17 protein-coding genes are annotated in these 12,225 nt (G+C 37.6%); 5 read left to right on the plus strand and 12 right to left on the minus strand.

Annotated elements, in window-relative coordinates; genetic code table 11:
* Nucleotides 1–202: 202 nt before the first annotated feature.
* Nucleotides 203–586: a CoA-binding protein gene (locus ACQKL6_RS13590; protein WP_402873203.1), complete on the minus strand. Its 384-nt coding sequence runs from the start codon at nt 584–586 to the stop codon at nt 203–205.
* A gap of 468 nt (nt 587–1,054) precedes the next feature.
* Between ACQKL6_RS13590 and plsY the strand changes: the two genes are divergently transcribed.
* Complete coding sequence (plsY, locus tag ACQKL6_RS13595) at nt 1,055–1,642, plus strand: glycerol-3-phosphate 1-O-acyltransferase PlsY (protein WP_402989500.1); 588 nt, start codon at nt 1,055–1,057, stop codon at nt 1,640–1,642.
* An 84-nt stretch (nt 1,643–1,726) separates the two neighbouring features.
* Complete coding sequence (locus tag ACQKL6_RS13600; RefSeq protein WP_402872669.1) at nt 1,727–1,870, plus strand: YycC family protein; 144 nt, start codon at nt 1,727–1,729, stop codon at nt 1,868–1,870.
* Nucleotides 1,871–2,126: 256 nt separating this feature from the next.
* On the opposite strand, the gene ACQKL6_RS13605 is transcribed toward ACQKL6_RS13600, so the two are convergent.
* A complete protein-coding gene (locus tag ACQKL6_RS13605) occupies nt 2,127–2,612 on the minus strand; it encodes an NUDIX hydrolase (protein WP_427651274.1) in 486 nt (161 codons plus the stop codon).
* Between the two features lie 92 nt (nt 2,613–2,704).
* On the opposite strand from ACQKL6_RS13605, the gene ACQKL6_RS13610 reads away from it, so the two are divergent.
* The gene (locus ACQKL6_RS13610; RefSeq protein ID WP_402872660.1) at nt 2,705–3,001 is read left to right on the plus strand and encodes a HesB/YadR/YfhF family protein; all 297 of its coding nucleotides are present in this window, start codon (nt 2,705–2,707) and stop codon (nt 2,999–3,001) included.
* 48 nt (nt 3,002–3,049) lie between these two features.
* Here ACQKL6_RS13610 and ACQKL6_RS13615 read toward each other — a convergent pair whose 3' ends face one another.
* From ACQKL6_RS13615 to acnA, 6 genes are all read right to left on the minus strand, one after another.
* On the minus strand, nt 3,050–3,343 hold the full coding sequence (locus tag ACQKL6_RS13615) for a hypothetical protein (protein WP_402989803.1): 294 nt from the start codon (nt 3,341–3,343) through the stop codon (nt 3,050–3,052).
* Nucleotides 3,344–3,368: 25 nt separating this feature from the next.
* On the minus strand, nt 3,369–3,785 hold the full coding sequence (locus ACQKL6_RS13620; RefSeq protein WP_402872658.1) for an acyl-CoA thioesterase: 417 nt from the start codon (nt 3,783–3,785) through the stop codon (nt 3,369–3,371).
* Between the two features lie 164 nt (nt 3,786–3,949).
* Entirely contained in the window at nt 3,950–4,093 is a 144-nt protein-coding gene (locus tag ACQKL6_RS13625; protein WP_402872655.1) for an acid-soluble spore protein N, read from the minus strand.
* A gap of 163 nt (nt 4,094–4,256) precedes the next feature.
* Nucleotides 4,257–4,385, minus strand: a complete 129-nt coding sequence (locus ACQKL6_RS13630; RefSeq protein ID WP_402872652.1) for an FbpB family small basic protein — start codon at nt 4,383–4,385, stop codon at nt 4,257–4,259.
* A 265-nt stretch (nt 4,386–4,650) separates the two neighbouring features.
* On the minus strand, nt 4,651–5,184 hold the full coding sequence (locus tag ACQKL6_RS13635; protein ID WP_402872649.1) for a TlpA disulfide reductase family protein: 534 nt from the start codon (nt 5,182–5,184) through the stop codon (nt 4,651–4,653).
* Nucleotides 5,185–5,393: 209 nt separating this feature from the next.
* Nucleotides 5,394–8,105 (minus strand): aconitate hydratase AcnA, encoded by a 2,712-nt coding sequence (acnA, locus tag ACQKL6_RS13640; RefSeq protein ID WP_402959126.1) that lies wholly within the window; start codon nt 8,103–8,105, stop codon nt 5,394–5,396.
* Between the two features lie 384 nt (nt 8,106–8,489).
* Between acnA and sspO the strand changes: the two genes are divergently transcribed.
* Entirely contained in the window at nt 8,490–8,642 is a 153-nt protein-coding gene (gene sspO, locus ACQKL6_RS13645; protein ID WP_402872644.1) for a small acid-soluble spore protein O, read from the plus strand.
* Nucleotides 8,643–8,747: 105 nt separating this feature from the next.
* On the opposite strand, the gene ACQKL6_RS13650 is transcribed toward sspO, so the two are convergent.
* On the minus strand, nt 8,748–9,011 hold the full coding sequence (locus ACQKL6_RS13650; protein ID WP_402872642.1) for a hypothetical protein: 264 nt from the start codon (nt 9,009–9,011) through the stop codon (nt 8,748–8,750).
* Between the two features lie 114 nt (nt 9,012–9,125).
* Between ACQKL6_RS13650 and ACQKL6_RS13655 the strand changes: the two genes are divergently transcribed.
* Nucleotides 9,126–9,263, plus strand: coding sequence for a small acid-soluble spore protein P (locus ACQKL6_RS13655; RefSeq protein ID WP_402872640.1), 138 nt, complete (start codon nt 9,126–9,128; stop codon nt 9,261–9,263).
* Nucleotides 9,264–9,324: 61 nt separating this feature from the next.
* Here the strand turns inward: ACQKL6_RS13655 and ACQKL6_RS13660 are convergent, their stop codons facing one another.
* The 3 genes from ACQKL6_RS13660 to ACQKL6_RS13670 all read right to left on the minus strand — a co-directional run bounded on the left by ACQKL6_RS13660 (nt 9,325) and on the right by ACQKL6_RS13670 (nt 12,156).
* A complete protein-coding gene (locus ACQKL6_RS13660; protein ID WP_402872638.1) occupies nt 9,325–10,065 on the minus strand; it encodes a hypothetical protein in 741 nt (246 codons plus the stop codon).
* A 213-nt stretch (nt 10,066–10,278) separates the two neighbouring features.
* Entirely contained in the window at nt 10,279–11,337 is a 1,059-nt protein-coding gene (locus ACQKL6_RS13665) for an acyl-CoA dehydrogenase family protein (protein ID WP_402872636.1), read from the minus strand.
* A 282-nt stretch (nt 11,338–11,619) separates the two neighbouring features.
* Complete coding sequence (locus ACQKL6_RS13670; protein WP_402989506.1) at nt 11,620–12,156, minus strand: DUF4242 domain-containing protein; 537 nt, start codon at nt 12,154–12,156, stop codon at nt 11,620–11,622.
* Nucleotides 12,157–12,225 lie beyond the last annotated feature (69 nt).

The raw sequence follows: 12,225 nt of genomic DNA on the forward strand, positions 1-12,225 counted from the left end.
TTTTATTGTAAAATCTATCTGATCCACCGTTCTAATTGTAGCCGTAAATTTTCATTTGGCAAATAGCGTTTTACTATTTCTCTTAAATTTTATATGTAGTTTAATTGCGATAACTATGTTTCGTTTTCAATTCAAGCTATGTTTTTCAAAAAATTTAATTCCCCACTTATAAAAAAAAGAGCGGAAAAATCCGCTCTTTACTTTATTTTGTAAGAGCGTGTTCAACTTTTATACATCGATTCATAATAACAGTATAGCCTTTTTCTTTTAGAAAATTATATGCCTCTTCGTTTTCAACCCCTAGTTGTGCCCAAAAGATATCCGCATCAATTTCTGCGAATTCTTTTGCAATCTCCGGTAGGTATTCAGAGCGGCGAAAAACATTGACGATATCGACATGTCCAACAATATCTTTTAGTGATGCAACCGCCTTAACCCCCATCACTTCGGATACGGCAGGATTGACCGGAATGATTTCATATCCATTATCCTGCATAGCTTTTGAAACCATATATGAAGTTCGATCAGGATTATTCGATAGTCCTACCACAGCAATCCGTTTCGATTTTTTTAACATCTTGCCCATTTCTTCCCTACTAGGATTTTCAATCACTTTTATCAGTCCCCTTTAATATAAAATACAATACTAACGAATAGTTTTGCCTCATTAAGAATATTTTACAAAGAAAAGCAGTTTAATACCATTATTAAGAAAACCATTATACAAAAATTCATTCTTACCGAACAGATATTTCGTCGATTAATTTCATTTCAGACATAAAGGAATGGTTATCCCGATACTTGGATGGAAGTACATGTTACATTTCTTATATTAACGATAAACCCTTCTTATAAACCATTCAAATCATAGAATTCGAAGATATATCAAAAAAATTCATAAGGATTTTTCCAGACAGCCATGCCATTTTATCATGAAAATGTTACAATAAGATAAACTTATCAGGTATTTGAGGCTGATTTGGTCCTTCTATCACTTTCAGCCTGTTCATGCACGATAAAATATGAATATTCTTCTTTAAGAAAGGGTTATCGAATGCTTACAATCATCATTATTCTGGCTGCCTACTTAATCGGATCGATTCCATCAGGTTTGATAATCGGAAAAACCTTTTACAACATTGATATTCGGGAGCATGGCAGTAAAAACTTAGGTGGCACGAACACCTTCAGAACGCTTGGTGTCAAGGCTGGGCTGACCGTAACGATCATGGACATACTTAAAGGTACATTAGCCACGCTCCTCCCATTCTTCCTAGGTGCGGATATGCCTGAATTACTAGCTGGAATTTGTGCAGTAATCGGTCATATGTTCCCCATCTTTGCGAATTTCCGGGGTGGAAAAGCAGTTGCAACATCAGCTGGTGTCATACTGGCTTATGAACCTTTATTTTTCCTTTTTGCCGTTCTCATATTTTTTATATCCTTATACATAACCAAATATGTATCACTATCATCAATGATTGCTTGCCTACTGGCCCTCATATACAGCCTAGTATTCCATTTCGGCGACTGGGCTCTTATCATCGTGATCGGTATACTGACCGTTTTCATTTTTTACCGTCATCGTGCCAATATTAAACGAATTATCGATAAGACGGAACCGAAAGTGAAATGGCTATAATTCAGCAAGAGAAAAAGCCCATTAGATGGGCTTTTCATCACTTTTTCACCATTAAATATTGAATAGAAGATTAGGAGAGAAACCGTGAAACCTTTACAAATCTCATCAGATACCGCAATAAAGCTATCTGAGACACTTAACCTACCTTTAGAGCAAATTATGCATATGCCTACACCCATCTTGTTAAAGAAACTAGCCGAGGCCGAAGAAAAAGAAAACAAAAAATAGCATGATCCGCAGGTACGATTTAGGCATGTTTTCTTTTTGCATGGAAAGCATGCCATCTTTATCAATATCCATTACATAATTCGATTCCGAAAAATACATCCCTATAAAAACACCGTTTTTTCATCTCTCACTTCTCCGTACCCTTAACTCCCATGTGTGATGTTAGGAATTCTTCATTACCCCTACTTTTATATTCATCTACATATGTACAGGAAAATTCATTTTAGTGCATGATTCATAAATAAAAAATGCTCTTTTATTTAGTAAGTAGTAGCGGATAATTATCAGGTAAGGATTTTTTTTCAAAGGAAAGTAGTCGTTCATTTTCATATGTCAAAGCAAATTCGTATAAAGACTGCTCAAATAAAATTTCATTTAAATAATATTTAATATTCGACACAGCTTCATCAGTCTCCATGACCCACTCGTAGGGCTTCCAGGCAAGTTCACCTTCATCACAAGCAATGAGTTCTCCACCTGTGTCTTCGGCCCGATAAACGTACATTCCACTCGTCTCGTTCCATGTTACGATACCACGGAAACACAGATTGTTCACTTTCAGCCCTGTTTCTTCGATTATTTCTCGAGCTATCGAGTCATTGATGGTCTCTCCTTCCTCGATTTTTCCACCAACGCCATTCCATTTATGTTTATTAGGTTCATTATTACGCAAAAGCATAAGAATTTCGACCCTGCCTGATCTTACTCGGGTAATAAAACAAATCGTATAGGGTATATTCATTCTTGATTTTCCTCCACAACATACTTTATTCGCATCTTTACTGCATTTATCTTATAATGAACATGTTCAATTAAAGGGAGGAGGTTCACTTTTTGAAACTACAAATTTCCGACCGGGCTGCCAAATGGTATATCGATGAGTTAGAATTGCCTGAAGGGGCTTATCTGCGCTTTCATGCACGATACGGAGGGGTAAGTACTGTCCAAAGCGGATTTTCATTGGGTATCATTCAGGAAGAACCTGAAGCCATAGCAGCTTCAGATACAATGAGATCAATCACCTTTTATGTAGAAGAAAAAGATACATGGTTTTTCGATGGACATGATTTATTAATCACTTTCAATGAGAAATCTGCTGAACCTGAATTCGTATACAAAAAAGGAGCTTGACCATGCAGCAGGGAACCCTGCTGCTGTCAGTTTCCCTTGTTTCGCCTTTTACTTGACTAATCTTTCTTTGATATCCTCAGCTTTAAGAATGTCTCTTTGCCGATCCCCCAACAGGTCAAAGTGGGAATAACCATCCTTCCTGTGATGAATCCATTCTTTTCTCAAACCATATTTATCTCCCCACTCCGCTAAACGATCCATGTCCTTACAGCCGACTTTGGTCACTGTCTTGCAACCAGGAAAACGATCATCAAGCCAATAGTGAGTTAAAAACGCAATTTTTCCTTGGTCGATTTGACGTTTCCAGTTAATAACGTCGACCCGCTTAATCCCGAACGCCATACTGTTCACCTCGGTTATGTAAATATCACTTTTTATTTTTTTCATAGGCTTCATGCCACGCTGGAAATAGCCTTCTGATGGACACAGGTTTAAAGTTTTCCTTTTTTACGCAAACATGCACAGATTGGCCGGTTGCCGCCACTTTATTATCCTGGTTCATGATTTCATATCCATAAACGACACGGAGCCCATCATATTCTTCAATCCATGTCTTGATCAGTACTTTTTCACCGTAACGTACAGGTATTTTGTAAGTAGCCTGTATATCCATCACGGGGGAAAGGATGTTCTCCGCTTCCATATCTGCATAACGGAAACCTAAATCATTAATTAATTTCGTCCTGCCAAGTTCCATCCATACAAAGTAATTAGCATGATACACGACTCCCATTTGGTCCGTTTCAGCATACCGAACCTCTATTTCATTTTCTGCTATCCACATTTTGTTTCCCCACTTCCTTTTCAATCGTACTGTCATCATCTTATCATAATTGCAGAATACCTTTAAAGAATAGCGTCTCCGTTCTTATTCGGTTATTGAAATAGAAAAGGTAGAGAAAGAATAACTCCCTTCTCCACCTAGCCTTTAAAGACATGAATTCTTACTTACTCACCTTTAGTTTGAATGACTTGGGCATGCTTTCCTGAAGTATCTTGCATTTGCTTTCCTTTATTTCCTCCACCTGTTCTCGGTTGTGTACCCAGATGGCTCGGTCTAAAGTGTTGTGAATCTTTTTTTGGGTTACTCATTATAAATCGCCTCCTATTTTTAGGATGGTTTTAAAAATGAAATTCATGAGTTCCAGTTTTTGAGTGGTTTTCCGAGAATTCAAATGTTTTTACCACTGCATGTAAAAAAGAGCCAACAATGAAATATTCATCGCTAGCCCTTCTTTTTCATACCCTTATGCTATTATTCAGCCTTTTGCATATGTTTTTGTTCAAGTCGTTCTTCAAGTCTCTCCATCAGCTTTGTATCCATTAACAATTCCTTTTTATTTTCATTAATCAGTTCTTCAAAAGATCGTTTTCTTTTCTTCATATTTTCACCTTCTTACTATATAGTGTATATTCCATCTTTTCCAAATTAACGTAAAATTATGACTATACAGACAGTCTGATATAAAGTCTGAATAATCAGTCATTTTAGTTCGTACCAAACTCATTTCACGCGTCTTCTATACTTTAACCCAAATTGGCGGAGTGTAATCTATTTTTTGCAATGTTTTTTGATTTTTCTAAAAACTTGTGACAAATTAGACACATTTTTTAAATCCTACTAAATAAACGGAATCTTATTGATTCCGTCATTTCATACTATTGATGTTTTGTTCCATTTCATTAAATTGCATCGCTTTAACCATTTTATTTCGAATAATGCCCTCACTGTCAATAAAGTATGTTGTAGGTATGGCCATAACCTTATATTGATCGTTTACCGGTTGTTTAGCGCTTTGACTGTCCAATGGAATGGTAAATGTTATCCCATTATCATCAATAAATGCCTGCACATCATTTTCTGGATCAATGTTAACAGCCAATATAACGACATCTTCCCCAGCCTGCTTTGAGTATTTCTCCATATCTGGCATTTCTTTTTTACAAGGAGGACACCAAGTTGCCCAGAAATTCAACATCACTTTTTTTCCTTTATAGTCAGATAAATTCACCTGTTTCCCATTCAAAGTTTCTAAGGTGAAATCAGGTGCTTTGGCACCAATTTTCAGCCCCCCCATCGAATTTCCTTCTTCATTTTTATCAGGTTTATCATCCATTGCTTGAACGATTGCCACCGCTATCAGCGATAGTAAGACAACCGAGGCAATAATTTTCTTTAACATGACCCCGTCCCCCTAATTCCGTTACAATAAAAATATTCATTCGCCAAAAGAAATAGTACATATTCCATATCTGTCAGCCTCTTACATCATCTTACCAATAAAATCATGCTCAGAAAAGGTAAAATCGAAGTCCCTTGTTATATTTCATAACTTTGACACAAAAAAAACGACAAACCTGACAGGCAGGTTTGTCGTCTTCTAAAAGTTAATTAACCTTTAAGTTTGTTACGTAATACCATTTGAAGGATACCACCGTGACGGTAGTAGTCGATTTCGATTTCAGAATCGAAACGAACCAATACATCAAATTCTTTTACGTTGCCAGCTTCATCAGTAGCTGTAACAGTTACCATATCGCGAGGTTTAACTGTTTCGTCGATCTTAACAGCAATCGCTTCTTTACCAGTTAAGCCAAGAGTCTCAGCGTTTTCTCCTTCTTTGAATTGAAGAGGAAGAACACCCATCAATGCAAGGTTAGAACGGTGAATACGCTCGAAGCTTTCAGCGATAACTGTTTTAATGCCTAGAAGGTTCGTACCTTTTGCAGCCCAGTCACGAGAACTTCCCATACCGTAATCTTTACCAGCAATGACAGCAAGACCTGTTCCATCAGCTTTGTATTTCATACATGCATCATAGATAGCCATTACATCGCCTGTAGGCCAGTAAGTAGTGTAACCACCTTCTGTACCTGGAGCAACTTGGTTACGGATACGGATGTTGGCGAATGTTCCACGCATCATCGCTTCGTGGTTACCACGACGAGAACCATAAGAGTTAAAGTCACGTGGTTTCACTCCGTTTTCACGTAAGTAGATACCAGCTGGAGTATCTTTACCGATTGCACCTGCAGGAGAGATATGGTCAGTTGTAACTGAATCACCGAATTTACCAACTACGCGCAATCCAGTAAGTGGGTTAACTGAACCTGGTTCAGGTGATAATCCTTCAAAGAATGGAGGATTTTGAATATATGTTGATTTAGAATCGAAAGCATAGATAGCTTCATTGCTTGTTTCGATATCATTCCAACGTTTGTTATCGTTGAATACAGTTTCGTATTCTTTACGGAATAATTCCGGTGTAACTGTTGATTTAACAGCTGCGTTAACTTCTTCTTGTGATGGCCAGATATCAGCAAGGTAAACATCGTTACCGTCTTTGTCTTTACCAAGAGAATCATTATTAAGATCGAAGTCCACAGTACCAGCAAGTGCATAGGCAACAACCAATGTTGGAGAAGCAAGGTAGTTTGCTTTCACTAATGGGTGAATACGACCTTCGAAGTTACGGTTACCAGAAAGTACAGATGTTACAAGAAGATCTGCTTCAGCAACTGCTGCTTCGATTTCGTCTGCTAATGGACCTGAGTTACCGATACAAGTTGTACATCCGTAACCAACGATGTTGAATCCTAATTGATCCAAGTATGGTTGAAGACCTGCATCACGAAGGTAACCAGTAACAACTTTAGAACCTGGTGCTAATGATGTTTTAACATAATCAGGAACAGTCAAGCCTTTTTCAACCGCTTTTTTAGCAATAAGACCTGCTCCAAGCATTACGTATGGGTTAGAAGTATTTGTACAGCTTGTGATTGCAGCAATAGCGATCGCACCTGTTTTCATAGTAGTTTCTTTGCCATCAGCAAATTTAACTGTTACTTCTTTATCCAATTCAGCATCAGTCATGCCAAAACCTTGGTTACCCATAGGTGCATTGATTGCTTCAAGGAAAGATTTTTTCATTTGAGAAAGTGGAATTAAATCTTGTGGACGTTTAGGTCCTGCAAGGTTTGGCTCAATAGCTGAAAGGTCGATTTCCACAACATCATTGTATGCTGGGTCTTCGTTTTCAGGAGTATAGAACAATCCATTTTCTTTGCAGTATGTTTCAACCACTTTAATTTGTTTTTCATCACGGCCTGTTAAGCGCATGTAATCGATTGCTTCAGCATCAACCGGGAAGAACCCAACTGTAGCACCGTATTCTGGTGCCATGTTAGCGATTGTTGCACGGTCAGCAAGTGGAAGGTATCCAACTCCTGGGCCGTAGAACTCAACGAATTTACCAACTACGCCGTGTGCACGAAGAACTTGAGTAACTTTCAATGCAAGGTCAGTAGCAGTTGTTCCGTTAGGAAGTTGACCAGTAAGTTTTACTCCAACTACTTTTGGAACTGGGAAGTATGAAGGTTGTCCAAGCATACCTGCTTCAGCTTCAATACCACCGACACCCCATCCAAGAACACCGATACCGTTAATCATTGTAGTATGTGAATCTGTACCGAATACAGAGTCAGGGAATACTTCAAAGTCTCCGTTTGGTGTTTCAACAGCATGGACTACGTTCGCAAGGAACTCAAGGTTTACTTGGTGAACGATACCAGTTGCTGGTGGAACAGCACGGTAGTTGTTGAATGATTTTTGAGCCCAGCTTAGGAACTGGTAACGCTCTGCATTACGTTCAAATTCAAGATCCATATTGGCATCAAGAGAATCAGAAGTTCCTGCTTTATCAACTTGTACTGAGTGGTCAATTACAAGGTCAACCGGAATTTCCGGGTTAATTTTATCAGGATCTCCACCAAGTGCAGCGAATGCATTACGTAGAGAAGCTAAATCTACGACTACTGGTACACCAGTGAAATCTTGTAGGATAACGCGTGAAGGCTTGAATGGAACATCTATATCTTGTTGCTCGCTTGTTCCCCATTTAGCAAGGTTTGCAACATGTTCTTTTGTAATAACTCTTCCGTCCACTTGGCGAAGTACCGCTTCAAGTAGGACTTTAATGGAATATGGTAGGCGTGATACTTTGCCGTCCCCTGCTTTTTCAATAGCATCTAAGCTGTAGTAGTTGTAGCGTTGTCCTTCAACTTCAAAAGACTTACGCGCTTGATATACGTCATTCTTTGTCATGAATATTACCCCCTATTAAACTGTCAGAACAATTCTGCACATAAAAGTAAAACCTGGTCATTAAAACCATGTTTACAATGGATATAAGTAAAAAAGTTAGTTTGATGAAATTTATCTCTCTTCTCCCACCCTAACTCTTCCTTCTACCTAATAGTAATATAGAATTCAGCATAAGTAAATAACAAGAAAGTTATTGTTTTTGATAAGTTTAGCTTATGTGAAATCCCTTACTTCTTATTAAGATGCCCATAGCACGCCCATTAAAGGCTTCATCATTCTTAGCTTTTCGCAAAAACAAGCTGATAAATTATTCCAACAAAACATATTTGAAGTTAATACATAATCATCGTTCCTTATGACACTCTATGAAATGGAGGTGATCTAATGGCAAAGCAAAAAGCAAATCATGTAATACCGGGAATGAACGCAGCAAAAGCACAAGGCAATGGCGTGGGCTACAATGATGAATTAGGTAATGAACCACCCTTAACCGAGGTACAAAGGCAAAACAATAAAAAGCGCAAGAAGAATCAATAAATAAGAAGGAATCCATAAAAGAGGCTTTTTGAAGGTGCTAATCTTCAAAAAGCCCATTTTATTAGGTAAACGCACATCTAAATCTGGGCCTATAGGATTCCTTTTTCAATAGTCATCTGAATTGACTTCGTTCACGATTTCCTGTATATCCTGTTCATACTGCTTCAATTGTTCACGCTGGTGTTCAGATGCGTTGACTAAAGCAGATTGAATTTGCTGATAAGCTTCATTCACTTCCTGTTTCACATGTTTCAGTTCCGTTCCATAATTCGGTGCCGTCTTTTCAATCGAAGAATAGGCATCATTTACTTGTTTGTAGCTTTGCTGGGCTTCTTGAAAAGATCTCCGCTTATCTTGTTTGTCCTGCATCAAATTCAGCTCCTCAATAAGTTTTCATCTTTAGGATGTACGATGCTTTTATAAATATGCTTGTGAATAACTTTCAACGAACTGATTATCTTAATAAGTAGGAGGGGATATCATATGACTAAAAATGATGGAAAAGGCATGCAAAAGAATCAAGGAAAAAAATCAGGTCAGCCTGAACCTCTAAGTGGTTCTCACAAAGTGAAAAACAGACAGCACTCTCGACAAAAACATAACAGTAGTCACGATATGTAAACACCCGTTTTAAGAAAAAACGGTGCAGCCACTAGCTGGACTGCACCGTTTTTTTGTTTGTTTACTTCACCTTTATTTTATATGCTCCGCTCCCATATTGAATCAGAACATGATAACTCCCCTTTGGTAAAGACAAGCTGAATGAACTAGTACTAGGTTTTTTAACATGATAGTCGGTGTGTACCGTTTTATAGACCTTCCCCTTCGCATTCACTATCAAGATATCTCTTTGTTCTTTGGGTGTATTGTTATAAGTGATTGACACTTTCCTTTTATTCTTCACGGTGAACTTCAAATAATCTTTATCCGTAAATTCTTGTAGGGCACCATAATAGTTTTTACCTGTTTTTATCGTGTTTGCTGTTTTTACTGTATTGTTACTTTCCCTTTCATAATACTCGCTTGCTTTGAACTTAGCTTGCACCTTGTAAGGCTTATCTTTATTTCCGGAGATGACAATATAGTATGTACCCTTCTTTAATCCGATTTCGTTGGTTTCGGTACCATTGGTTGTTTTTGTGTAATAGTCATCAAGTCGGCTGCCCTCGCTGTCCAAGACTTCAACATACCAACTTCTACTTTTATACGTTTTAACAAAAACTTTCAAATTTCCATTTTTCTTGAGTTTGACTTTGAAAACCTGTTCATAATTAGTAATAGATAGCTGTCCCGTATAGTTTTTGTCAAGGCTTATCGTCTTCGCTTTTTTCAAATCCGTCGCTGCTAAAGCAGGTTGCAAACTCGTTAGCGATAGCACAAGGACGGCTAACGCACAAAATATACTTTTCCAATACTTTTTCAATGAAACATCCCCCTTTTCGGGAATAAATTAGATAATATTCCCAAAATTAAAATAACCCATTTTCCCATTTACCACACTAATCTTCTTGTACTATTTTAGTTCTGATCCTTTATCTTTTTTAAAAATGCCGGGCCTTTATACCCATTTAAGATGTAATAGAGTTGTTTTCTTCACTAAAAACCCCCATGAGTAGAAAATCTCATGAGGGTTAGGTTATACAGTAAGGACTTTTTCCAAATGTTTAACTGTCGGTGTCAAGTTTGCAAAGAAATACGCTTCCCTAAGTTTCCTCGATGGTGCGCTGTCTTTCAGATAACCGGCACTCCCATTATGAAGCATATTCGTTTGAACAGCCTTAAGGGTTAGGTAAGCGGTTTTAAGGCGAATATCTGCAATCTCTTTCCAGTCAAGTGAATCATTATTGAATAAGGTTAAAATCTTTTCCTGTATGTGTCGCTCTTCTTCTTGCAGTTCATTTGATTGGGTTCTCAAGAATTGATTACAGCCATTCTGCTTTTGACATACCTTTTCAATCGCCATGATAGATGATTGGGTGACGCCCAGGCCGAGAGGAATTTGATAGGCAATAAATGCCGGACGAATTTTTCCCACGAACAAATCGGCATTTTCAGACAATACCCATTCTTTAGGTATAAATACATCATTAAAGGAACATGCATATGTAGAACTCCCGTTAATCCCCAGGTAATCTACCTTTTCTTTTAGCTTTAGGCCGTCTAATTTACAAGGAACCACGGCCATTATTCGTTCATTTTCGCTAACACCTGCGATTAATCCAAACCAATGGTTCTCTCCAAGATTGGAAACGGACGCCAATACACCATTAACAATATAGCCACCTTCAGTCGGTTTCGCGCTCAAATTCAGTTTTTCTAGCCCCGCGTAATACTTCATTGGATTGGATAAACCTGTTGCCCCTAGGACTTCACCGTTTTCAAAAGCTGATAATAACCTAGTTTTCATTTCTACATTATCGGTTTTTCGGATATAGGTTAAGGCAGCCAAATGACACCAGAGACAAAACGCTGTTGTCATGCATACTTTAGCTGTTTCTTTAACTACATACATTTCATCTAATAAAATTTCTTTTTCCGTTTTATTAGTGGAAGAAAACAGACCGGCCTCACCGAGCTTTTTCAAAAATCCTTCAGCATAAAAAGCCTCAGCATCTATTTTCTTTACGAATGGTCTTAACTCCTTTTCAATTAATTGTTCGATCATAGGTTTTTTATCCACTACGCATGATTCCATGACCACAACTCCCCTATTTTCATTCCGCCTTTGTATAAAACCTTAAAAGTAATGACTTTAATGATGGTTCTTTTATGTATAGGATCGGACGACTATATTAACCTGTATTTTTTAAATGCTTTGGAAAAACACTTATTCATATTAGTTTAGTCGGTTTAAGGTTATTTTATTATACTGTATATAAAATTGCAACCATCCAATCAAAATTTTCAGATTATAATTTTAAGTAAAAAAGGACACCCAAACTTAAAGTTTAGGCGTCCCTCGTTTCTCAAATAAAAATTATTTAGTTTCTGTATGAATTTCGGTAATGGAAGTAATGGGTGTTTGTACTGCTTCACGAGCACGCTTAATTGCAGCTTCATCAGGTGCATCATAGAAGCAAAGACATTTAGTCATATCTTCACACACATACGTTCTTGAGAATGCCACTTCAGGCACCTCTTGATAATGTACGGAATTCTTTTTCTTTCTTGCCAAGTATTGATCCATCGTAAGATTTTCCGGGATATTCCATTCAACTAAATAATTGACGACTTCATTGTTTTTCTTCACATCTTCTAATTCCTTACCAACTAGGCGAACTTCTTTCACAAGTTCCACAGGAATACTTGAACCTTTTAATGTCTCAGTTGCAGCATTTTGGTCTTCCCCTTCAATAATGAAGAATGAACGGGAGAAATCTTTCGATAGTTGAAGCTCCACTAATGAAGCGTTTCTCTCCTTTAAATCCGCTTGAAGTTTTGACACCTTTTGATCCAGTTCTTCTTTACTTGACACGATATCTTTCAATGATGATTCAATTAAAAATAGTCCCATGATAAAACCCTCGCTTTGTATTTTTTAAGTGGAAATCTTTATAAGGTTATTTTATTATACTTAGTTAAA

Origin of the sequence: Peribacillus sp. NPDC097197 (assembly GCF_050278025.1) — a bacterium.
In the GTDB taxonomy this organism is placed as follows: Bacteria; Bacillota; Bacilli; order Bacillales; family DSM-1321; genus Peribacillus.

Bases quoted from the DNA above. Each gene is read 5' to 3' on its own strand.
- ACQKL6_RS13655 (WP_402872640.1), top strand. From the start codon at position 9,126: ATGACTAAAAATGATGGAAAAGGCATGCAAAAGAATCAAGGAAAAAAA.
- ACQKL6_RS13620 (WP_402872658.1), bottom strand. From the start codon at position 3,785: ATGTGGATAGCAGAAAATGAAATAGAGGTTCGGTATGCTGAAACGGAC.
- plsY (WP_402989500.1), top strand. From the start codon at position 1,055: ATGCTTACAATCATCATTATTCTGGCTGCCTACTTAATCGGATCGATT.
- ACQKL6_RS13590 (WP_402873203.1), bottom strand. From the start codon at position 586: ATGGGCAAGATGTTAAAAAAATCGAAACGGATTGCTGTGGTAGGACTA.
- sspO (WP_402872644.1), top strand. From the start codon at position 8,490: ATGGCAAAGCAAAAAGCAAATCATGTAATACCGGGAATGAACGCAGCA.
- ACQKL6_RS13630 (WP_402872652.1), bottom strand. From the start codon at position 4,385: ATGAAGAAAAGAAAACGATCTTTTGAAGAACTGATTAATGAAAATAAA.
- ACQKL6_RS13665 (WP_402872636.1), bottom strand. From the start codon at position 11,337: ATGGAATCATGCGTAGTGGATAAAAAACCTATGATCGAACAATTAATT.
- ACQKL6_RS13635 (WP_402872649.1), bottom strand. From the start codon at position 5,184: ATGTTAAAGAAAATTATTGCCTCGGTTGTCTTACTATCGCTGATAGCG.
- ACQKL6_RS13650 (WP_402872642.1), bottom strand. From the start codon at position 9,011: ATGCAGGACAAACAAGATAAGCGGAGATCTTTTCAAGAAGCCCAGCAA.
- ACQKL6_RS13625 (WP_402872655.1), bottom strand. From the start codon at position 4,093: ATGAGTAACCCAAAAAAAGATTCACAACACTTTAGACCGAGCCATCTG.
- ACQKL6_RS13605 (WP_427651274.1), bottom strand. From the start codon at position 2,612: ATGAATATACCCTATACGATTTGTTTTATTACCCGAGTAAGATCAGGC.
- acnA (WP_402959126.1), bottom strand. From the start codon at position 8,105: ATGACAAAGAATGACGTATATCAAGCGCGTAAGTCTTTTGAAGTTGAA.
- ACQKL6_RS13615 (WP_402989803.1), bottom strand. From the start codon at position 3,343: ATGGCGTTCGGGATTAAGCGGGTCGACGTTATTAACTGGAAACGTCAA.
- ACQKL6_RS13670 (WP_402989506.1), bottom strand. From the start codon at position 12,156: ATGGGACTATTTTTAATTGAATCATCATTGAAAGATATCGTGTCAAGT.